Annotated in this window: 18 protein-coding genes and 2 pseudogenes; 8 read left to right on the top strand and 12 right to left on the bottom strand. The window is 69.1% G+C overall.

Features of this window, described 5'->3' with window-relative positions; translation table 11 throughout:
- The 4 genes from BN11_RS03645 to BN11_RS03630 all read right to left on the bottom strand — a co-directional run.
- The coding region (locus BN11_RS03645; RefSeq protein WP_048694616.1) for an ABC transporter permease at positions 1–1,288 on the bottom strand (1,288 nt) is incomplete at its 3' end.
- 4 nt (positions 1,289–1,292) lie between these two features.
- The gene (locus BN11_RS03640) at positions 1,293–2,057 is read right to left on the bottom strand and encodes an ABC transporter ATP-binding protein (protein WP_048694613.1); all 765 of its coding nucleotides are present in this window, start codon (positions 2,055–2,057) and stop codon (positions 1,293–1,295) included.
- A gap of 81 nt (positions 2,058–2,138) precedes the next feature.
- The gene (locus BN11_RS03635; RefSeq protein WP_048694610.1) at positions 2,139–2,852 is read right to left on the bottom strand and encodes a response regulator transcription factor; all 714 of its coding nucleotides are present in this window, start codon (positions 2,850–2,852) and stop codon (positions 2,139–2,141) included.
- Positions 2,852–4,102: a sensor histidine kinase gene (locus tag BN11_RS03630; protein WP_162213151.1), complete on the bottom strand. Its 1,251-nt coding sequence runs from the start codon at positions 4,100–4,102 to the stop codon at positions 2,852–2,854. The genes BN11_RS03635 and BN11_RS03630 overlap by 1 nt, the downstream gene beginning before the upstream one ends.
- A gap of 112 nt (positions 4,103–4,214) precedes the next feature.
- Here BN11_RS03630 and BN11_RS03625 point away from each other — a divergent pair, with 112 nt between their 5' ends.
- Complete coding sequence (locus tag BN11_RS03625) at positions 4,215–4,880, top strand: Maf family protein (protein WP_048694604.1); 666 nt, start codon at positions 4,215–4,217, stop codon at positions 4,878–4,880.
- A 53-nt stretch (positions 4,881–4,933) separates the two neighbouring features.
- On the opposite strand, the gene BN11_RS03620 is transcribed toward BN11_RS03625, so the two are convergent.
- The 5 genes from BN11_RS03620 to BN11_RS03600 form a co-directional block, all read right to left on the bottom strand.
- On the bottom strand, positions 4,934–5,953 hold the full coding sequence (locus tag BN11_RS03620; protein ID WP_048694600.1) for a dihydroorotate dehydrogenase-like protein: 1,020 nt from the start codon (positions 5,951–5,953) through the stop codon (positions 4,934–4,936).
- Positions 5,953–9,534: a pyruvate:ferredoxin (flavodoxin) oxidoreductase gene (nifJ, locus tag BN11_RS03615; protein ID WP_048694597.1), complete on the bottom strand. Its 3,582-nt coding sequence runs from the start codon at positions 9,532–9,534 to the stop codon at positions 5,953–5,955. The genes BN11_RS03620 and nifJ overlap by 1 nt, the downstream gene beginning before the upstream one ends.
- Entirely contained in the window at positions 9,535–11,205 is a 1,671-nt protein-coding gene (locus BN11_RS03610) for an NAD(P)-binding protein (RefSeq protein WP_048694593.1), read from the bottom strand.
- Between the two features lie 194 nt (positions 11,206–11,399).
- The gene (locus tag BN11_RS03605; RefSeq protein ID WP_048694590.1) at positions 11,400–12,980 is read right to left on the bottom strand and encodes an acyl-CoA carboxylase subunit beta; all 1,581 of its coding nucleotides are present in this window, start codon (positions 12,978–12,980) and stop codon (positions 11,400–11,402) included.
- A complete protein-coding gene (locus tag BN11_RS03600; RefSeq protein ID WP_048694586.1) occupies positions 12,977–14,161 on the bottom strand; it encodes an acyl-CoA dehydrogenase family protein in 1,185 nt (394 codons plus the stop codon). Before BN11_RS03600 ends, BN11_RS03605 begins: the two co-directional genes overlap by 4 nt.
- Positions 14,162–14,222: 61 nt before the next feature.
- Between BN11_RS03600 and BN11_RS03595 the strand changes: the two genes are divergently transcribed.
- On the top strand, positions 14,223–14,645 hold the full coding sequence (locus BN11_RS03595) for a MerR family transcriptional regulator (RefSeq protein ID WP_048694583.1): 423 nt from the start codon (positions 14,223–14,225) through the stop codon (positions 14,643–14,645).
- Between the two features lie 7 nt (positions 14,646–14,652).
- Here BN11_RS03595 and BN11_RS03590 read toward each other — a convergent pair whose 3' ends face one another.
- From BN11_RS03590 to BN11_RS03580, 3 genes are read right to left on the bottom strand one after another with little or no spacing between them, the layout of a single operon-like run.
- Positions 14,653–15,009: a hypothetical protein gene (locus BN11_RS03590; protein ID WP_048700720.1), complete on the bottom strand. Its 357-nt coding sequence runs from the start codon at positions 15,007–15,009 to the stop codon at positions 14,653–14,655.
- Positions 14,996–16,408, bottom strand: coding sequence for a mycothione reductase (locus BN11_RS03585; RefSeq protein WP_048694580.1), 1,413 nt, complete (start codon positions 16,406–16,408; stop codon positions 14,996–14,998). The genes BN11_RS03590 and BN11_RS03585 overlap by 14 nt, the downstream gene beginning before the upstream one ends.
- A gap of 4 nt (positions 16,409–16,412) precedes the next feature.
- Entirely contained in the window at positions 16,413–18,173 is a 1,761-nt protein-coding gene (locus tag BN11_RS03580; protein WP_235435345.1) for an alpha-amylase family glycosyl hydrolase, read from the bottom strand.
- A gap of 118 nt (positions 18,174–18,291) precedes the next feature.
- On the opposite strand from BN11_RS03580, the pseudogene BN11_RS25805 reads away from it, so the two are divergent.
- The 6 genes and pseudogenes from BN11_RS25805 to BN11_RS23375 form a co-directional block, all read left to right on the top strand.
- A pseudogene (locus tag BN11_RS25805) lies at positions 18,292–18,492 on the top strand (glucose-6-phosphate dehydrogenase); the annotation flags it as partial.
- Positions 18,493–18,605: 113 nt separating this feature from the next.
- A complete protein-coding gene (locus tag BN11_RS25800) occupies positions 18,606–18,893 on the top strand; it encodes a hypothetical protein (RefSeq protein WP_048694576.1) in 288 nt (95 codons plus the stop codon).
- On the top strand, positions 18,832–19,002 hold the full coding sequence (locus tag BN11_RS25795) for a hypothetical protein (protein ID WP_327152894.1): 171 nt from the start codon (positions 18,832–18,834) through the stop codon (positions 19,000–19,002). The genes BN11_RS25800 and BN11_RS25795 overlap by 62 nt, the downstream gene beginning before the upstream one ends.
- Positions 18,939–19,301, top strand: coding sequence for a hypothetical protein (locus BN11_RS25790; RefSeq protein ID WP_048694573.1), 363 nt, complete (start codon positions 18,939–18,941; stop codon positions 19,299–19,301). The genes BN11_RS25795 and BN11_RS25790 overlap by 64 nt, the downstream gene beginning before the upstream one ends.
- A 42-nt stretch (positions 19,302–19,343) precedes the next feature.
- Positions 19,344–20,204, top strand: a complete 861-nt coding sequence (locus tag BN11_RS03565) for an AAA family ATPase (RefSeq protein ID WP_048694571.1) — start codon at positions 19,344–19,346, stop codon at positions 20,202–20,204.
- A gap of 7 nt (positions 20,205–20,211) precedes the next feature.
- Positions 20,212–20,578: pseudogene (locus BN11_RS23375) on the top strand (VWA domain-containing protein); the annotation flags it as partial.

The following is a 20,578-nucleotide window of genomic DNA, read 5'->3' as shown; positions in this document are numbered from 1 at the left end:
CCCCCCCCCCGCCGATCAGCCCGGCGAGGAGTTGGTGCCTGGCGCCGCCGAAGGCCAGCAGCCCCGCTCCCGCGAGGGCGGCGGTCACGCCGATGCCGAGACGCGAGCCGCTGGTGCGTGCCCTAGCCGGCGCCCCGAGGTCGGGGCGCAGCGCCGCCAACGGCGTCACCTGGGTGGCGCGGCGCAGCGGCGCCAGGCTCGCAAGCACCGTGACGCCGGTGCCGACGAGCAGCGGCCCGAGCAGGTCCAGAGGGCGAACCACCAGGCCGGACCCGGCGAGCGCTTCCGTGCTGTCGAAGGCGGCCAGTGTCCGCATACCCACCCAGGCCAGCGCCGCCCCCGTCGCTACGCCCGCGAGCGAGGCCGCGAAGCCGACGACGAGAGCCTCGAGCGACATCGCGCGCAGGAGTTGTCGGCGCGTGGCGCCGACGCATCGCAACAAGGCGGTCTCCCGGGTGCGGCGGGCGGCCAGGATCGCAAAGGTGTTGGCGATGACCAGTGCGGAGACGAAGAGGGCGATGCCGGCGAAGCCCAGGAGCAGCAGCCGCAGCACGTCGGTGCCGCCGGTCACCTGCGCCCGCAGGTATGCCGCGTGGTCCGCCCCAGTGCGGGCCGTCGCCGTGTCGCCCAGCGCCGTGTTCAGCGCCGCGACAAGGGTTTTGGGGTCCGTCCCGGCGGTTGCGGTCACGTCGAGTTCGGCGAAGTCGTCCTCCCCGCTGACGGCGGCGACCGCCGCGCTCGTGGTGAACGCGTAGGTCCCACCACCGGAGAAGACGAAGTCGCCGGCGGTGTCGATGACGCCCACGACGGTGAAGCGGTGTGGCCCGTCGGCGCCGGCGTAGTCCACGTGATCTCCGATGCGGAGGTTCTTGCTGTCCCGGGTCGTGCTGGTGATGGCCACCTCTGAGTCCGACGCCGGCAGGCGGCCCGCCACGAGGTGGGAGCGGGACCCCGCGGCCGGAGGCGTCGTGAGGAAGACCACGCGGCTGGAGTCGCCCGACGGGCGAACCGCGGCGAAGCGGACCTCGTGGACGTCCTGGACTCCAGGGACCGCTTCGACCTTGGCGAGGGTCGACGCGGGCATGATCCCGACCTCCCGTGACGGTGGGGAGATCACGGCGGAAAAGCCTGCGCCCGCGCCGGCGATGGAGTCGGACAAGCCTTTGACGGCCGTCGTTCCCAGCACCAGGCTGGTGGTCAGGAAAGCCACTCCGAGCAGGATCGCGAGCCCGGGGGCGATGAACCGGCGAGCCTGGGTGCGCAGTGACGCGAGGGCGACGTCCAACATCGCGTCAGGCCCCCAGACCGCGCAACGCGTCGAGCACCGAATCCGCTGTGGGCGAGACGATCTCGCCCGCGACGACACCATCCGCCAGCAGCACGACGCGGTCGGCGTATGCCGCGGCGCCGGGGTCGTGAGTCACCATGACGATCGTCTGGCCGAGGTCCTGCACGGAGGCCCGCAGGAAGTGCAGCATCTCCGCCGAGGTGCGCGAGTCGAGGGCGCCGGTCGGCTCGTCGGCGAAGAGCACGTCGGGACGCGTCAGCAGGGCGCGGGCGACAGCGACCCGCTGCTGCTGCCCACCGGAGAGTTCGCTCGGCCGGTGCGCGAGTCGGTCCGCGAGGCCCAGCGTCTCCACCACCTGCCCGAGCCAGCCCTGGTCCGGCCGCTTGCCGGCCAGCCGCAGCGGCAGCGAGATGTTCTGGGCCGCGGTCATGGTCGGGACCAGGTTGAACGCCTGGAAGACGAACCCGACGCGCTCGCGGCGCAGCCGGGTGAGGGCGTCGTCGCCGAGCGCGCTGATTTCGGTCTCCCCGAGCCACACCTGGCCATCGGTCGGTGCGTCCAGTCCGGCCAGGCAGTGCATGAGCGTGGACTTCCCCGAACCGGAGGGCCCCATGATCGCGGTGAACTCCGCGCGGGCGAAGGAGGTGGTGACACCATGCAGCGCGGGCACGGCGGCGGACCCGCTGCCGTAGATCTTGGTCAGCTGCCGGGCGCGGACGGCGGCGGTTGTGGCGGGCGCATCCGGGTGGCGGACGGTTGTTGTCGTCATGCCCACAACGATTCCGCCACAACCGGGTTCGCCGCATCGGACCGCGGTCTGGACCTGGGCAGCGCGGCTGCGACCGCGGGACTACGACCGCGGTCGCACCCCGACGAGCCCCGTCTCGTAGGCGAGCAGCACCATCTGGACCCGATCCCGCAGATCGAGCTTGTGCAGGACCCGGCCGATGTGGGTCTTCACCGTCGCCTCGGCCATGAAGAGCGTGGCGGCGATCTCGGCATTCGTCAGCCCCCGCCCGACGGCCGTGAGCACCTCGACCTCGCGGGCCGTCAGGGGCGCCAGGCGGGAGCGATCCGCCGCGGCGGGCGCCCCGGGCGAGTCCGGCAACGCGCCGGCGAAGTGGTCGAGCAGCCGGCGTGTCGTCGAGGGGGCGATGACCGAGTCCCCCCGGTGGACGGCCCGGATCGCGGCCAGCAGATCAGCCGGGCCGGCGTCCTTGAGCAGGAAGCCGGCGGCACCGGCCTTGAGCGCCGCGAAGGCGTATTCGTCGAGGTCGAATGTCGTCAGGACGACCACGCGCGTGGCGCCGCTTCCCTTGCCGCACAACGCCTTCGTGGCAGCAACGCCGTCCATCCGCGGCATCCGGATGTCCATGAGGACGACGTCCGCCGGGACGGAAGCCAGCTGGTCGAGGGCCGCCTGACCGTCTCCCGCCTCGCCGACGACCGTCATATCGTCCTGGGCGTCGAGCACCATACGGAAACCGGCACGGACGAGTTCCTGGTCGTCGACGAGGAAGACCCGGATCGGGCTCTGGCCCGGCTGCGGCACGGACTCGCTCATCACTGCTCCCCTGTCGTTCCCGTCGGAATGAGCGCCTGCACCCGCCAGCCACCACCCGGCGCGGGGCCGGCGACGAAGCTCCCGCCCACCTGGTGGATGCGCTCCCGCATCCCGATCAGGCCGTTGCCCTGTCCGTCGCCGGAGCCCGTGCCGGAACCGTTGTCGCGCACCTCTATCCGCACCGGCTCACCGTAGTCGACCGTCACGCGCGCGGCCGCCCCGGGCCCGGCGTGACGCAGGACGTTCGTCAGGGACTCCTGAACGATGCGGTATGCCGCCAGGTCGCCCTCGCGGGGCAACGCGCGGCGGTCGCCGCGTTCGTCGAGCTCGACCGTCAACCCGGCCTGTCGCGTCCCGTCGATCAACTCGTCCAACTGCGCGAGCGAACTCGTCGGCGCGTAGTCCTCGGCATCCCCCTCCTGACGCAGGACTCCGACCAGTCGCCGGGTCTCGGCGAGCGCCGAACGCGCCGTCTCCCCAATGGTTTTCAAGGCGTGCGCCGCCTGGTCGCGGTCCCATGAGGACGCGTGCTCGGCGGCATACGCAGCACCATCGGACTGCACGACGACGACGGAGAGGCTGTGCGCGACGATGTCGTGCATCTCCCGGGCGATCCGCGCGCGCTCGGCCTGCGTCGCGAGGGCGGCCCGCTGGTCGCGGTCCCGGCGCAGCGCGAGGTTCTGCTGTTCGAGCCCGGCGACCAGGTCCTGGCGTTTGCGGTTCAGATCACCCCAGATCCAGAAGGTGATGACGAAGGCGGACAGGAATGCGCCGCCGGTGGCCGTCGCGGTGAAACCACCAGGTTCGAAGGTGTTCCAGTCCACCACCGCGAGGAAGCCGGACACCGCACATACGGCCAGACCCACCCGGCGCACCCGCACATCGTCCGAATAGCGCGTCAGTGCGTACGCGACGACGAGGACCGCCGCGTCGGTCGGGAAGATGTTGTCCGACGCGACGAGCTGGACCACGCATCCGGCTACGACCAACCAGAACGCCGTCACCGGCCGGCGACGCCGCAGGGCCACGCCGGCGGTGTGCAGGGACGAGACCACCAGGACCGGGACGAGCGACTCGTTGCCCTCCCGCGGCCCGGTCAGCAGGCTCAGAAGCACGAAGAAGGCCAGGATCAGCCAGAAGAGCGCGGCCGTCAGGAGATCCCACGCCCACGGGTGGTCGCGCGGGAACGCCCGAGCGGCGCGCCACCAGCGTCGGGGCGCCGTCGCGGAGGGATCGGGCGCGGAACTCACGCACTCGACAATATGGGGCGCAGACCCCTCGCACATCCGACCACGGTCGCAGTTGGCGCGTCGGTTGCCCCGGTTGTCCGGGGACGGATGGCGCTCGGCATAGATTTCTCGTATGCCGACCACTCGCCTCATCCTCGCGTCCGCCTCGCCCGCACGGCGGAACCTGTTGCGCCAGGTCGGGATCGAGGCGAGTGTCCTGCCCAGCGCGGTCGACGAGGACGCGCTCATCGCCGACCTGCGGTCCCGCTTCGGTGACCTCGCGCCCGAGGACCTGGTCATGGGGCTCGCGCGCGCGAAGGCCGAGGACGTGGCGAGCGGGCGCGACGCCCTTGTCCTGGGCTGCGACTCGATGCTCGAGCTCGACGGCGAGGTGCACGGCAAGCCCGCCGACGCCGCGGAGGCCACCGCCCGGTGGCGGCGGATGCGCGGGAAGGCGGGGACACTGCATACCGGACACTGGCTGATCGACGACCGTGACGACGGCTCCGGCGGGCTCGTCGGCGCCACCGCCTCGACCCGCGTGCACTTCGCCGACCTGACCGACGCCGAGATCGCCGCCTACGTCGCCACCGGCGAGCCGCTGCGGGTCGCCGGGGCCTTCACCGTCGACGGCCTCGGCGGCGCCTTCGTCACCGGCATCGAGGGCGACCACCACAATGTCGTCGGCCTCTCCCTCCCCCTCCTGCGAGACCTGTTGGGAGAGCTAGGCATTGCCTGGTACGACCTGGCCCCCCAAGGAACCTCTGCTAACAGAGGTCAGTCAAATCAGCACACCTAGGGAGGTGTGCTGATTTCACTAACCTCTGCCTGAGTTGGGGCTCTCCGGTGGTGTCAGTCCCGGATGAGGAAGTCGCCGTAGGTCTCCTTGGCGTGAGTGAGGGCGGCGACATAGCCGGCGCGCTCGTAGCCGGACGCGTCGACACCGGTCCCGACGGCGAGCAGGCCGCGGAAGGCGTCGACCGTGGCGTACTGTTTGCGCTCCATCCACGCGGCCAGTTCGGCGAGAAGCACTGCGGCATAACCCGGTCCGTGCCGCAGCAAGGCTGAGGCCGTCATGACGACGTCCGCGCCGGCGAGGAGGTACTTCGCGACGTCGGCACCCGTCTCGACACCGGTGGTCGCCGCCAGCGACGCCTGCACGCGACCACGCAGGATGGCGACCCACGTGCGCGCGAGGCCGGCCTCGTTCGGCGCCGACAGCGACACCGCCGGATGGACTTCGAGGGTCTCGATGTCGATATCGGGCTGCAGGAAGCGGTTGAACAGCACCAGCCCGTCGACGCCCGCCTCGTCCAGCTGCCGGCACATCGCCCCCGTGGCGGAGAAGAACGGCGACAGCTTCATCGCCACCGGCACGCCGACCGCCGCCTTCACCGTCTGGACGATCTCGACGTGGCGCTCCTCGATGCCTGAACTGGAGACGTCGAGATTGCCCGGCACGGCATAGGGATTGACCTCGATGGCCGCCGCGCCGGCCGACTCCATCCGCTTGGCCATATCGGACCAGCCGTCGAGGCTCGACCCGTTGAGGCTCGCGATGACCGGAATGTCCACGGCCGCAACGCAATTCTCGAGGTGCTTCAAATAGGGCGTCGCGCCGTCCGTCCCGAGTTCCACCTCGGGGAAATAGGACGTCGCCTCCCCGAAGGAGTCCTCGTGCATCGCGCTGACCTCGAAGTCGCGCAACTCCTGCAGCCGGATCTGCTCCTCGAAGAGCGAATACAGCACCACTGCCCCCACGCCTGCGTCGGCCAGCTCGCGAACCCCGTCCGCCGTCTGTGACAGCGGCGAGGCGGAAGCGAGCAGGGGGCTGCGCAACGGCAGTCCGAGGTAGGACGTGTGCAGATCCATCAGTCCTTCTTCCGCGAGTCGGGGAGGAACTGGGCGGCCTCGCGGGTCGCCATCTCCTCGTAGGTCGCCCAGCGCTGATCGACGGCCTGCTGCGCCATCTCCAGGAGCCGCTCGGCCTCCTCAGGTGCCGACGCCTTGAGCATCCGGTAGCGCAGCTCCTTGTAGATGTAATCCGAGAGCGGGATCGTCGGGCGCGGGCTGTCGAGGAAGAACGGGTTCTGCCCGCGCTCACGGACCTTCGGGTCGTATCGCATCAACGGCCAGTGCGCGGAGTTGACCGCCCGCTTCTGCTGCTCCAACCCCTTGCTCATCTCGATGCCATGCGCGATGCAGTGGCTGTAGGCGATGACGATCGACGTGCCGTCGTAGGCCTCGGCCTCGCGGAACGCGCGCAGCGTCTGCTGCGGGTCGGCGCCGAAGGCCACCCGGGCGACATAGACGCTGCCATAGGCGACGGCCTGCAGCGCGAGGTCCTTCTTCGCGATCGTCTTGCCGGCTGAGGCGAATTTCGCTACGGCCGCAATGGGAGTCGCCTTAGAGGACTGGCCGCCGGTATTGGAGTAGACCTCGGTGTCCATGACGAGGATGTTGACATTGCGGCCGCTGGCGAGGACGTGGTCCAGGCCGCCGGACCCGATGTCGTAGGCCCACCCGTCGCCGCCGACGATCCACACGCTGCGCCGGACCAGGTGGTCGGCGACGCTGCGCAGGTCCTCGGCCATGGGGCCCTCGACGCCCTCCAGCCGCCGGAGCATCTCGTCGACCCGCGCGCGCTGCGCGGCGAGCTCGGACTCCCGGATCTGCGGCGCCGTGAGGATCTCGTCGACCAGTGCGGCGCCGATCTCCTCGCGCATGGCGCTCAAGCGCTGTTGCGCAAGCTGCGTATGCAGGTCGCTCGCCATCTGCAGGCCGAGCCCGAACTCAGCGTTGTCCTCGAACAGGCTGTTGGACCACGCCGGCCCGCGCCCCTGGGCGTTGCGGGCCCAGGGGGTCGTCGGCAGGTTGCCGCCGTAGATGGAGGAACAACCGGTGGCGTTGGCGACGGTGAGCCGGTCGCCGAAGAGTTGGCTGAGCAGCTTCAGGTATGGCGTCTCACCGCAGCCGTTGCAGGCGCCGGAGAACTCGAAGAGCGGTTCGAGGAACTGCGCGCCGCGGACCGTGCCGAAGTCGACGCGAGCGCGCTCGTTGTGCGGGATTGTCTCGAAGAAGCCGACATTCTCGATCCGCTGATCGAGAGAGTCGGTCACGTCGGTGAGGTTGATCGCCTTGCGGCTCGAGCCGGGTATCGGCGTGACCGGGCACGCCTCGACGCACAGCCCGCACCCGGTGCAGTCCTCCGCGTAGACCTGCAGCGTGTAGCGGCTCTCGGGCAGGCCCGCCGCATTGAGCGGTGCGGACTCGAAACTCGCAGGCGCCGCGTCCAGGGCGACCGCCGGATAGAACTTCGAGCGAATCACGCTGTGCGGGCACACGAATGCGCAGTTGCCGCACTGGATGCACCCCTTGGGGTCCCACTCGGCGACAAGGTCGGAGATACGCCGCTTCTCGTATTTGGTCGTGCCGCTCGGATAGGTGCCGTCGACAGGCATCGCGCTGACGGGCAGGGCGTCGCCGCGCCCGCCCATCATGGCCGCGGTGACCGACTTGACGAACTCCGGTGCGTCGTCGGCGACGATCGGGCGCGGGTTGCGCTGCGAACTCGCCTCGTCGGGCACCTCGATGCGGTGCAGGTGCTCCAGCGCGGCGTCGACAGCGGCTTCGTTGCGGCGCACCACTTCCTGGCCGCGCCGGCCATACGACTTGCGGATCGACTTCTTGATCTCCTCGATCGCCTCGTCCCGGGGCAGCACGCCGGAGATGGCGAAGAAGCAGGTCTGCAGCACGGTGTTGGTGCGTCCGGGCAGCCCGGCGTTGCGGGCGACGGTGCCGGCGTCGATGGCGTAGACCTGCAGGTCCTTGGCGACGATCTGCTCCTGCGCCTGCCGTGACAGGGCGTCCCAGACCTCGCCGGCCGCCATCGGCGCATCGAGCAGCAGGACACCGCCGGGACGGGCCAGCCCGAGCACGTCGAGCTTGTCGATCAGCCCGAAGTGGTGACACCCGACGAAGCCGGCCGTGTTGACCAGATAGGGCGCCTTGATCGGGTGCGGCCCGAAGCGCAGATGCGAGATCGTGCTGCCGCCGGACTTCTTGGAGTCGTAGACGAAGTAGGCCTGGGCGAAGCGGTTGGGGTCCTCGCCGAGGATCTTGATGGTGTTCTTGTTCGCTCCCACCGTGCCGTCGGAGCCGAGGCCGAAGAAGACCGCGCGCAGGGTCTGGTCGTCCTCGATGTCGAACGCCGGATCGTAGTCGAGTGAGGTGCCGCCCACGTCGTCGTGGATACCGATGGTGAAGCCCGTCGGCGGACGCTCCTGGGCCAGCGCGGCATACACCCCCGCGACCATCGCCGGCGTGAATTCCTTGCTGGACAACCCATACCGGCCGCCGACGATGCGTGGCATCGACTCCAACGTGCCGTCGGCGAAAGCGCCCGACAGAGCGGCGACGGCGTCGAGATAGAGCGGTTCGCCGTTGCTGCCGGGCTCCTTGGTCCGGTCGAGCACCCCGACGACCTTGGCGGTGCGGGGTAGGGCGGCAACCAGTTCAGCGACCGGGAAGGGCCGATAGAGACGGACCCGGATGACGCCGACCTTCTCGCCGCTGGCGTTGAGGTGGTTGACGGTCTCCTCGACCGTCTCTCCCCCGGAGCCCATCACCACGACGACCCGCTCGGCCTCGGGGTCACCGGCGTACTCGACGAGGTGATAGGCACGGCCGACCTGCTCGGCAAGCAGATCCATGCACTCCTGGACGATGCCCGGAGTGCGGGCATAGAAGGGGTTGACGGTCTCGCGCGCCTGGAAGTAGACGTCGGGATTCTGGGCGGTGCCCCGGACGAACGGCCGCTCCGGCGACAGCGAACGCATGCGGTGCTCGTGCACGAGCGACTCGGGGATGAGCGCCTTGAGCACCTCATCGTCGAGCAGGTCGATCGTGTTCAGTTCGTGGGAGGTGCGGAAACCGTCGAAGAAGTGGACGAACGGCACCCGCGTGCGCAGGGTCGCCGCGTGCGCGACGAGCGCGAGATCATGCGCCTCCTGGACGGACCCGGACGACAGCAGCGCAAAGCCGGTTTGCCGCACGGCCATGACGTCCTGATGGTCACCGAAGATCGAGAGCCCTTGGGCCGCAAGGGATCGCGCCGCCACATGGATCACCGCCGACGTGAGCTCACCGGCGATCTTGTACATGTTCGGGATCATCAACAGCAGGCCCTGCGACGCCGTGAAGGTCGTCCCCAGTGCCCCACCCTGCAGCGACCCGTGCAGTGCCCCGGCGGCGCCGCCCTCGCTCTGCATCTCGATGACGGTCGGGATCGTGCCGAAGATGTTGGTGCGTTTCTTGGCCGCCCAGTCGTCGGCGAGTTCGGCCATCGTCGAGCTTGGCGTGATCGGGTAGATCGCGCACAGCTCGCTCAACCGATAGGCGACGTTGACGGTGGCCTCGTTACCGTCGATGGTGACGCGGTCAGCGGTTGCCATTTATGCCTCCTGGCCCGGTGCGAGGAAGACGTTCCCCGGCAGGCGATCGTGCTCGCCGATCATCTCGATGGCGTGGACCGGGCACTGGCGGAAGCACGTGCCGCAGCCGGTGCACTTGGAATAGTCAAAGCGGTAGCGGTGGCCCTTGCCCAGCTTGATGATCGCGTCATCGGGGCACGAGCCCAGGCAGCCGTCGCATTCGAAGCAGTTGCCGCACGACAGGCAGCGGCCCGCCTCGTACCGGGCCTCCTCGGAGGTGAGCCCGGCCACCACTTCGGTGAACACCTCCGCCCGGGCCGAGGGATCGAGCTCGCCCTGCTGCCGCCGGCCGTGGTCACCGAAGTACCACAAGTGCAGCTTGTCCATGTCGGCAACCGGATGCTTGTGTGCCGGAAGGAATTTGCCACCCCCGAGATAGGCGTCGATGGCGTTGGCGGCCTTCTTGCCGTGCCCCACACCAACGGTGACGGTGCGCTCGCTCGGCACGGCGTCACCGCCGGCGAAGATGCCCGGCGCCCCGGTCATCAAGGTGACCGGGTCGACCTGCACCACGTCGCCGTCGAAGGTCAGGCCTGCGATGTTCTTCAGGAAGCCGGTGTCGCTCTCCTGGCCCAGGGCGAGGATGACGGTGTCGGCCTCGAGCTTCTCGAATCGCCCGGTGGGTTGCGGCCGGCCGTTCTCGTCCAGTTCCTGGATCTCGACGGTCAGGTCGTCCTCCCCCATCTCGGAGATGGTCCGCAACCAGTTGATGCGGATGCCCTCCTCCTCCGCGTCGGCCGCTTCCTCTTCGTGCGCCGGCATCTGCTCGCGAGTGCGGCGATAGACGATGATCGTGTCGTCGGCGCCAAGGCGCCGGGCGACGCGAGCGGCGTCCATGGCCGTGTTGCCACCGCCATACACCGCCACGCGTCCGGTGATCGCGCTGCGCCCGCCCTCCTCGACATCGCGCAGGAACGAGACGGCGTCGAGCACCCGGCTCGCGTCTCCGTTGGGGATGTCGACGCGCTTGGACAGGTGCGCGCCGACGGCGACGAACGCGGCGTCGAAGCCCGTCATCTCCTCCTGGAGATCGGTGACGGTGTGGTTCTGCTCGAAGGCGACCCCGTAGCGCCGCAGCCGGTCGATCTCGGCGTCGATGACGTCGCGCGGCAGGCGGTATGCCGGGATGCCGTAGCGCATCATCCCGCCGGGCAGTTGGCTGTTGTCCCGCACCGTGACTCGGTGCCCCAGCCGGGTCAAGTGGTATGCCGCGGACAGGCCCGACGGTCCCGCGCCGACGACGAGGACGTGCTTGCCCGTGGACATGCGTGGCTCGGCATACGACCAGCCCTCCGCGATCGCCGTGTCACCGAGATGCCGCTCGACGGCGTGGATGGACACCGAGCCGTCCATGAGCCCGCGGTTGCACACGGTTTCGCACGGGTGATAGCAAACCCGGCCGTGGATGGCGGGGAAGGGGTTGTCCTGGGTGAGCTGATGCCAGGCGCCATGGGTGTCGCCGGCCTTGGCGAGCGCCAGCCAGGCCTGGATGTTCTCACCGGCGGGGCAGCCGGCGTTGCAGGGCGGGAGCAGATCGACATAGACGGGCCGCTGCGCGCGCACCGGGCCGGAGCGTTTGCGCCCGGTGCCCAGGGGCGATAACGGAGTGAGATCGCGTTCCTGCTCGGCCATTGCTGCCTCCATCCGGCCGCCGCTGCCGGGGAAACTGCCCCTGGCGGCCCCACTGCCTACGACCCTAGTCAAAACGGCCGGTCAGCACAGGATAGGCAGCCCTAACGCCCCGGTCCCTCGCGGCACAGGTCCCTCGCGGCACAGGTCCCTCGCGGCACAGTTCCCTCGCGGCACAGCTGCGGGCGGTGCGCCGCTCAGACGGGCGGGATGTCGCGGCGCTTGGTGGCGAAGTGCCGGTCCCGATGGGCGGCATACGCGAGCCGGTGGGCGAGTTCGGCTCGCAGGTCCTCGGGCTCGACGACCTGGTCGAGGACGAGGTCGGCGGCGAGGCGCTCGAGGTCTACGTCCTCCTCGTACTCCCGGCGGCGCTCGGCGACATAGGCCTCCCGCTCGGCCGGATCGGCGATCTCCGCGATCTTGTTCGCATAGACCGCATTCACGGCCGCCTCCGGGCCCATGACCGCGATCCGCGCGGTGGGCAGCGCAATGGTCGCGTCGGGCCCGAAGCCGGGGCCACCCATCGCATACAGGCCTGCGCCGTAGGCCTTGCGGACGACGACGCAGAACTGCGGGACGGTGGCGGAGGACACGGCCGAGACCATCTTGGCGCCGTGCCGGATGATGCCTCCGCGCTCGACCTCCGAGCCGATCATGAAGCCCGGCACGTCGGCGAGATAGATCAGCGGGATCGAGTAGGCATCGCACATCCAGATGAAGCGCGTGGCCTTGTCGGCGCTGTCGGTGAAGAGCACCCCGCCCTTGACCGCGGAGTTGTTGGCGACGATGCCCACCGTCTCGCCCTCGATCCGGCCGAATCCGACGACCAGTTCGGGCGCGAACAGCGGCTTGATCTCGAAGAAGGACTCCTCGTCGACGAGCCCGTCGATGACGTCGTGGATGTCGAAGGGCACCGATTCGCGTTCGGGGACGGTATGCCGCGTGAGCGGCTCGACCGGCCGCTCCGGGTGGTAGCTGGGCGCCGGGGTGTGCCAGTTCTGCGGCACATACGAGAAGTAGTGGCGCGCCATTTCGATGGCCTCGGTGTCGTCGTGCGCGAGCAGGTCACCGACACCGGAGACGGTGCAGTGCATCCGCGCACCGCCCATCTCCTCAAGTGAAACCTTCTCCCCCACAACCATTTCCGCCATACGCGGGCTGCCGAGATACATCGAGGCATTGCCCTCGACCATGATGATCAGGTCGGTGAAGCTCGGGATGTAGGCACCCCCGGCAGCACTGGGGCCGAAGAGGCAGCAGATCTGCGGGACCTTGCCCGAGAGGGCCACCTGGTTGTGGAAGATGCGGCCGGCGCCGCGGCGCCCCGGGAACATCTCGACCTGGTCGGTGATGCGCGCCCCCGCGCTGTCGACGAACCAGAAGACCGGCAATTCTTCGCGCAGCGCCATCTCCGTGGCGCGCACGATCTTCTCGACCGTCCGCGAGCCCCACGAACCGGCCTTGACCGTCGGGTCGTTGGCGATGACGACGACCGGCCGGCCCTCCACGAGCCCGCGCCCGGTCACGACACCGTCGGCCGGCAGACCCTTGGCGAGCGCATTGGCGTAGCGCCCGTCCTCGACGAAGCTGCCCTCGTCGACCAGCAGGGCGATGCGGTCCCGGACATACAGCTTGTTCTGCTTGGCCAGCTTGTCCGCCGCAGCGGGGGGCGGCGTCGCCGAGGCGTCGTATGCCGCGTGCAGCCGGGCGCGGACGTCCGCGACCTTGGGGTCGGCGTTGGGATCGACGCCCAGGTCGGGCGTGGCGTCGGTGCTCACGAGGGCAAGCCTAGGTTGCGCGCGATGACCATGCGCTGGACCTCCGAGGTCCCCTCACCGATCTCGAGGATCTTGGCATCGCGATAGAACCGCGCGACGGGGTATTCCTCCATGAACCCGTTGCCGCCGAAGATCTGCGTCGCGATGCGGGTGGCGGTCACCGCGGCCTCGGAGGTGTAGAGCTTGGCGATCGCCGCCGCCTGCTTGACCTCGGCAACCGAGCGCCGGCCCTGCTCCTGCTCGTCTTTCAGGTGCGCCGCCTTGTAGGTCAGCAGCCGTCCGGCCTCCTCCATCATCGCCAGGTCGGCGATCTGGAAGGAGACGCCCTGGTTGGCACCGATCGGCCGCCCGAAGGCGATGCGGGTGTTGGCGTAGGCCGTTGCCTCTTCCCGCATTCGCGTGATCAGACCGAGGGCCAGGGCGCTGATGGCGATCCGCCCGTCGTCGAGCGTCTTGAGGAACTGCTTGAACCCGGAGCCGCGCTCACCGAGGAGGTTCTCCTGCGGCACGCGGGCATTGGTGAAGTTGAGCCCGTGGGTGTCGGAGATATTCCAGCCGAGCTTGTCGTATGCCGGTGCCACCTCGAATCCCGGTGTGCCGGAGGGGATCATGATGGCCGAGATCTCCGGCCTGCCGTCCTTGGTGTCGCCCGTGCGGGCCGTCACCGTGACGACGGAGGTGATGTCGGTGCCGGAGTTGGTGATGAACGCCTTGGCGCCGTTGACCACCCACTCTTCGCCGTCGAGGGTGGCGCGGGTGCGGGAGGCCCCGGCGTCAGAACCTGCGTCCGGCTCGGTCAGGCCGAAGGCCGCCAGCGCCCGGCCCGCCACGAGATCCGGCAGGAAGCGCTCCTTCTGGGCCGCACTGCCATACGTCAGGATCGGGTTGATGCCCAGGCCCACCCCAGCCGAGAGCGTGATGCCGATCGACTGGTCGACGCGGCCGAGTTCCTCGATGGCGACGCACAACGCGGTGAACGGCCCCGACTCCGGGTCGGCGCTCCCCCCGAACTCCTCCGGCACGACCAGTCCGAACAGACCGAGCTCCCCCATCTTGGGGACCAGATCGGTCGGGAAGTGGTGCTCGCGATCCCATTGCGCGACATACGGTGCGACCTCGCGCTCCGCGAAATCGCGCACCATGGCGCGGAAATCCTCGTGGTGCTGGCTCAACTCGAACATGCAGGGGCTCCCCGGGTCGCGTGCTTGACGTTGACGTAAACGTAAAGCAGGATATCGGGTCATGGCAAGCGAGGCGACACCGGGTGACACGTGGACGATCGCGCAGATCGCCGACGAGTTCGCGATCACCCATCGCGCGGTGCGTCACTACGAGGACCTCGGCCTGATCTCCCCCGAACGCCGCGGCACGCAGCGGGTCTACCACCGCCGGGATCGCACGCGGCTCAATCTCATCCTGCGCGGCAAGCGGCTCGGCTTCCCGCTCGAGGAGATCCGCACGATCATCGACCTGTATGACGCCCCGCGCGGCAAGCGCAGTCAACTCGAGTACGCCCTGGGGCAGATCGACGAGCGTCGCGCCGACCTGGAAGCCCGCCGTCGCGACCTGGATGCCGCTCTCGACGAGCTCGACACCTTCGAATCCCGATGCCGGGCCGACCTCGGCGCCCTCAAGCCCACGCAGCGGACCTCGCCAACAGGGTGATGGGCGGTTACTCGATCCCGGCTGCCTTGTCGAACTCCTGGAGCAGCTGGTGGGCGGCGAGTTCGACCTTCTTGTGCCGCCATTGCGCCGCGCGATACACGCAGGCGATCAGGGCGGAGCGATGCACCTTGGTGAAGTCGCCGAAGCCGAACGCGTAGCGGGCCTTGGTCTCGTCGCCGGGCCCTTCGGTCAGGCCGAGGTGCCACCCGCTGTAGTCGTCCCATGAGTGCTTGTCGAGAAAGGCGTTCTCAGCGTCTGCGTCGGGTGCGGCGTCGCCCCATTCGGAGTCGAGGACATAGCGCTTCTTCGCGATGAGTTCCTTGCACTTCTTCACCCCGGCCGGGTTGACGTCATAGGTCACCATGGCTCGAATCTCCTTCTGCCGCATCCGCAACACCGAGCAGAGCGTTCTCGATCAGTTCCGTCGCGGCCGGGTGGATCCACATCTGTGTCGTCGCGATCTCGCGCGCCGGCAGTCCCCGCGCGCAGGCGTCGGTCAGCGGTTGGATCAGCGATGATGCGTTGGGCGCCATGAGTTGGGCGCCCAACACGACGCCGGTGCTCCGCTCCGCGACGACGGTGCACACCGATGTCGTGTCCTCCAGGGCCCAGCCGTATGCCGTGTCGCTCAGCCGCTGTGTGTACGCCACCGCGTCGTGACCCTCCTTCTGGGCCTCCTCGAGCAGGTAGCCCACCTGGGCGAGCTCGGGCTGAGAGAAGATCGCCGAGGGAATTGCCTTGGTGCGGAAGGGTTTCAGATCGTCGGGCGTAAGCAGGTTGTGACGTAGCGTGCGTGCCTGGTCGTTCGCCAGGTGCTTCAGCTGACGTTCGGTGCAGACGTCGCCCAGGGCCCACACGCCGTCCGCGCTCGTGCGCCCGAAGTCGTCGACGAGCACCCGGCCCGAGTCCGGATCGATGTCGACCCCGATCGTTTCGAGCCCGAAGCCGTCGCTGTTCGGCCGACGGCCGGTGGCGACCAGCAGGGCGTCACCGGTCAACGCCGTCCCGTCGTCGAGGCGCAGGTGGATGCCGTCGCGTCCCTGCTCCACCGCCGTCACCTCGGCGCCGAGATGGAGGGCCCACCGGGTGCGGGCCATGTCCGTGAACCGGCGCGCGATGTCCGCCCCCAACGTGGGGACCAGGGCCTCGACGGAGTCGACGACCGTGACCCGGACTCCCATGCCGCAGAAGAGAGTTGCCATCTCGACGCCGATGACTCCCCCGCCGATGACGAGGAGACGCTCCGGCAGGGCCGGGAGCCGCATCACGTCGTCCGACGTCACGAAGGGCACGCCGCTGTTCGCCACGACGTCCGGGACGACGGGCCGAGCGCCGGTGGCCAGGACGACCCGCTCGGCCGTGACCTCCGTGACACCATACCCCTCCTCGATGACGAGGCGACCGGGCGCGACGAAGCGGGCCGTGCCGACATACGCATCAACGCCGGCCGAGCGCACCTCGGCGGGGCCGGCAGCGGCATTCGGATCGATCCGGCCGAAAACCCGGTCCCGGATGTCGTCCCAGCGCACCCTCTCGACTCGGGCGTCGACTCCGAGCCGGGCGAGATCGGGCACGCCGGCCGCGGCCCGCGCGACGTGCAAGAACATCTTGCTGGGTATGCAGCCCCTGTTGAGGCAGGTGCCGCCATACGGTCCGTGATCGACGACAGCGGCCCGCAGGTGCGCAAGATCCGGCCCGAGCACCACGCGCCCGGACCCCGCGCCCAGGACGACGAGGTCGTAGTGCTGCGCGGCGTCCCCCATGCGGTCAGCCTGCCTGGTCCTGGCTGTAGATGAGCACCGAATAGGCCGGAAGATCCACGTGCGCGACGCCGTCGCCGCCGACCTCCAGCGCACCGATCCCGCCGTCGCCGAAGTCGCTGCAGTAGACCTGGGCGTCACTGCTCAGCCGCAGACTCCACCCGCCCGGCCGCGGGAAGGGCACCGCGAGGCCGACGGCCGGGTGCGCCGACAGGTTCACGGCGACGACGACGTCGTCGCCCGGGCCGCCGTCCGCCCAGCGGTGGAAGGCCAGCACCTTGGCGGTCTCGTCACCGACGAGCAGACCCACGCCGCGTCCCCTCAGCCCGCGGGACTGCCCGTCGCCGTTGCGCCGCAGGCGGATCAGATCGCGATACAAGCGGCTGATGCCGACGAACTCCTTGCTCTGATCCCAGTCCAGTGGCACATCGTCGCGGAACCAGCCGCCCTCGAGAAACTCCTGGCCCTGGAACAGCATCGGGATTCCGGGCGCCGTGAAGACGAGCGCCGCACCGAGCGTGGACCGCTTCCGGGCGTTCCATCCGGTCGGATCGTTCTCGTCGATCTCCTCCGGCACTCTGGCCCGGCCGTTGGCGACTTCGTCGTGGGACTCGGTGAAGATGACCCGCTGGAAGGCGTCGTCGTTGAAACTCGACGTGATCGATCCCCACACGGACTCCAGCGACCGGTCCCCGTCCCAGTCGGCCGTGACGGCCTCCCGCACGGGGTGGACGAACGCCGGATCCCATTGCGCGTGGAAGCCCGCTCCGGGTTCTTCGGTCCGCGTGATGCTCGGGTCGTCGTGCATATCTTCGGCGATCGTGATGCAATCCGGAAACTGTTCGCGCACAGTCGTGTTGATCCAGCGCATCAGACTCCACCCGTCCGGCAGGTCGACCTCACCGCCGTTCACGGAGCTGATGAACGGAGTCATGTCGAAACGCAGCCCGTCGAGACGGTAGTCCCGCAGCCAGGCCATCGCGTTGTCGTGGATGAAGCGCCGCACCTCCTCGCGGCCGTAATCCGGCCGGCTGTCGCCCCACGGGGTCTGTGACCGATCGTCGTTGTAGAAGTAGATGCCGCCCTTGTCGTTCTCGCTCCACCCGTCGAACTGCCACAGGTCGAGGTCGCTCGGGCCGAAGTGGTTGTAGACCACGTCCAGGACGACACCTATTCCACGCCGATGCGCTTCTCGCACAAAGGTCTTGAACGCGTCGGGGCCGCCGTAGGCGGACTCCACGGCGAAGATGTGCGCCGGGTTGTAGCCCCACGAGAAGTCGCCGGCGAACTCGGCGACGGGCATCAACTGGATCAGGTCGACCCCGAGGGCGTCGAGATGGTCGAAGCGTTCCATCGCCAACTCGAGGGTGCCGACGTGGCTGTCGTCGGGACGATAGAACGATCCGATGTGCATCTCGTAGATCACGAGATCGTCGTGGGAGGGGAGGCGAAAGTCGTCGCCCTGCCAATCGAAAGCGCCGTGGTCGTAGATCACGCCATTGCCGACAGAGCTGGTGACCTGCCGGGCATACGGGTCGATCCGCAGGAGCTCGTTCTGCCCGTTGCGGATCTGGAACTTGTATTCGTGGCCCGCGTGAGCACCCGGCACCTCCCCGTACCAATGACCGTTGCCCTCGGCGCTGAGCGGGTTGACCGCCGGGTCCCAGTCGTTGAAGGACCCCACCACGGACACGGTGTCCGCGTGCGGCGCCCACACGCGGAAGGCAGTGCCCCCCTCGATCGGGATCGCACCCATGCCGTCGGCCATTCGCACTCCTCGGATCGCCATCGACCCGGCGATCGGGCCGTTTGCACTGTAACCGCACAACCCACTCGGAGGAGCCGGGAAGGTCCCCGGGTGCCTTGTTCGTGCAACGATCGACACCATGGCCACGCCGACGAAACCGGCGACCACGTTGCTCATCCTCGGCGCGGGCGGTGATCTGACCCATCGGCTGCTGCTGCCCGGTATCGCCACCTTGCTCATGGCCGAGCGGGACCGGACGTTGCGCATCGTCGGATCGGACCGGGTCGAGATGACCCCTGCCGAATGGAAGGCCCGCATCAAGGACTCCTTCGCCACGGTCCAGGCCCTGCAGACGGTCACCCGCGCGGCGAGCAAGGACTCGGCATACATCAAGGCCGGCTACTACGACACCGCCGGCGCCTTGCGGGACATGATCCAAAGCACCTCATCCAGGTGCTCGCGATCTTCGCCCTGGAGTCGATCGCGACGCTGGACGCCCAGGAGTTGCAGGACCAGAAGGCCCAGGTCATGCGCGCCATGCGGCTCTGGGGCGGCGAGCCGCAAACAGCTGCCCGGCGGGCGCGCTACACCAAGGGCTCTATCGGGGGGCGCAAGATCCCTGACTACATCAAGGAGCCGGGCGTCGACCCCAAGCGGCTGGACCGAGACTCTCGCGGAGATGACCATCGAGGTTGCCAACAACCGGTGGTCGGGCGTGCCGTTCATCCTGCGCAGCGGTAAGGCCCTGGGCCGGATGCGCAAGGAGATCGTGGTCACTTCCGGGACGTGGCGCACATACCGCACGGGTTCGCCGGGCCGTCCGGGTCGGACATGCTCGTCATCGGCCTGAAGCCGGGCACCGTCTCATTGATCATGACCATGAACGCCGAAGGCGACCCCCTCGACCTGGAACAGAAGGCTCTCGAAGCCACCCTGGCCCCGCCGCGGATGCAGGCCTACGGCGAGGTCCTCGGCCAGATCCTCGACGGCTCCCAACTGCTCACGCTGCGCGGGGACTCGGCCGAGGAATGCCGGCGCATCGTCGAGCCGGTCCTGAAAGCCTTCTCCGACAGCACGATTCCCATGGAGACCTACGCGGCCGGCTCCCTCGGGCCCCGCGACTGGGCCACCAGCCGGGAACTCTACTGACTGGCGTCGTTGCGCCCGCGAGGCCGGTGACAGACTGGGAGCGTGCCTGAGCCACGCTTCGCCTCTGTCGATGATGTCGCCGCCCGCCTCACGGGTGTCGGTTACATCGCCTCCGACGCCATTGCCACGACCGTCTTCCTCGCCGACCGGCTCGGCAAGCCCCTGCTCGTCGAGGGTCCGGCGGGGGTGGGAAAGACCGAACTTGCCAAGGCGGTCACCGAAGCCGTTGCGGGAGAACTGATCCGGCTCCAGTGCTACGAGGGCGTCGATGAAGCCCGCGCGCTCTACGAGTGGAACCACGCCAAGCAGCTGCTGCGGATCACCGCCGAACAGGGTCAGGCCTGGGATGAGTTGCGCACCGACATCTTCACCGAGGAGTTCCTCCTGCCCCGGCCCCTGCTCAAGGCCGTGCGCGCCCGGAGCGAGACAGTCCTGCTCGTCGACGAACTCGACAAGGCCGACCAGGAGATCGAGGGCCTGCTGCTGGAGGTGCTCGGCGACTTCCAGGTGACCGTGCCCGAGCTGGGCACGATCCGCGCCGAGCGGCCGCCCTTCGTCGTCCTGACCTCCAATGCGACCCGCGAGCTCTCCGAGGCTCTGCGCCGCCGCTGCCTCTTCCTGCACATCGACTATCCCGACGCCGAACTCGAGCAGCGCATCGTGCGCCAGCACGTGCCGGACCTCTCCGCCGACCTCGCCGAATCCGTTGTCCGCCTTGTCAATCGGCTTCGCATGCTCAAGCTGCGCAAGTCGCCGTCGGTCGCCGAGACCGTCGACTGGGCCCGCACCCTGATCGCCCTCGGCACCGACGACATGACGCCGGAGCATGTCCGCGACAACCTCGGTGTCCTCCTCAAGCATCAGGACGACATCGAGCGGGCTAGCCACGCCCTGGAGTTGTGAGGGCAGTATGGCCGCGCCCCCCGCCGATGCGCCGACCGCGCGACTGGTCGCGTTCGGGCGGGCGTTGCGCGCGCACGGCATCTCGACCGGAACCTCCGATCTCGTCGACGCCGCCGCAGCCGCGCAGGTGCTGGGGTATGACGACCGGGAGCGCCTGCGGGCCGGGTTCGCCTCCGCGTTGCTGCGTCGCAGCAGCGAACGCCGGCTCTTCGACGACCTCTTCGACGTCTTCTTCCCCTCCGCCCTCGGCACGAGATCCGCTGTGGCGCAATACGATCCGCTGCCGCCTGCTGAGGATGCCGCCGGTCGGCGCGCCCGGGCGGCCGCCCTCCGCGACGAACTGGCAACCGCTCTCGCGCGCCGCGACCGGCGGG

Origin of the sequence: Nostocoides australiense Ben110, assembly GCF_001050535.1 — a bacterium.
Taxonomy (GTDB): domain Bacteria; phylum Actinomycetota; class Actinomycetes; order Actinomycetales; family Dermatophilaceae; genus Nostocoides_A; species Nostocoides_A australiense.
This window is presented reverse-complemented; position numbering and strand designations above follow the sequence as displayed.

Bases quoted from the DNA above. Each gene is read 5' to 3' on its own strand.
- BN11_RS03640 (WP_048694613.1), bottom strand. From the start codon at position 2,057: ATGACGACAACAACCGTCCGCCACCCGGATGCGCCCGCCACAACCGCC.
- BN11_RS03635 (WP_048694610.1), bottom strand. From the start codon at position 2,852: ATGAGCGAGTCCGTGCCGCAGCCGGGCCAGAGCCCGATCCGGGTCTTC.
- BN11_RS03625 (WP_048694604.1), top strand. From the start codon at position 4,215: ATGCCGACCACTCGCCTCATCCTCGCGTCCGCCTCGCCCGCACGGCGG.
- BN11_RS03620 (WP_048694600.1), bottom strand. From the start codon at position 5,953: ATGGATCTGCACACGTCCTACCTCGGACTGCCGTTGCGCAGCCCCCTG.
- nifJ (WP_048694597.1), bottom strand. From the start codon at position 9,534: ATGGCAACCGCTGACCGCGTCACCATCGACGGTAACGAGGCCACCGTC.
- BN11_RS03610 (WP_048694593.1), bottom strand. From the start codon at position 11,205: ATGGCCGAGCAGGAACGCGATCTCACTCCGTTATCGCCCCTGGGCACC.
- BN11_RS03600 (WP_048694586.1), bottom strand. From the start codon at position 14,161: ATGTTCGAGTTGAGCCAGCACCACGAGGATTTCCGCGCCATGGTGCGC.
- BN11_RS03595 (WP_048694583.1), top strand. From the start codon at position 14,223: ATGGCAAGCGAGGCGACACCGGGTGACACGTGGACGATCGCGCAGATC.
- BN11_RS03590 (WP_048700720.1), bottom strand. From the start codon at position 15,009: ATGGTGACCTATGACGTCAACCCGGCCGGGGTGAAGAAGTGCAAGGAA.
- BN11_RS03585 (WP_048694580.1), bottom strand. From the start codon at position 16,408: ATGGGGGACGCCGCGCAGCACTACGACCTCGTCGTCCTGGGCGCGGGG.
- BN11_RS03580 (WP_235435345.1), bottom strand. From the start codon at position 18,173: ATGGCCGACGGCATGGGTGCGATCCCGATCGAGGGGGGCACTGCCTTC.
- BN11_RS25795 (WP_327152894.1), top strand. From the start codon at position 18,832: ATGACCATCGAGGTTGCCAACAACCGGTGGTCGGGCGTGCCGTTCATC.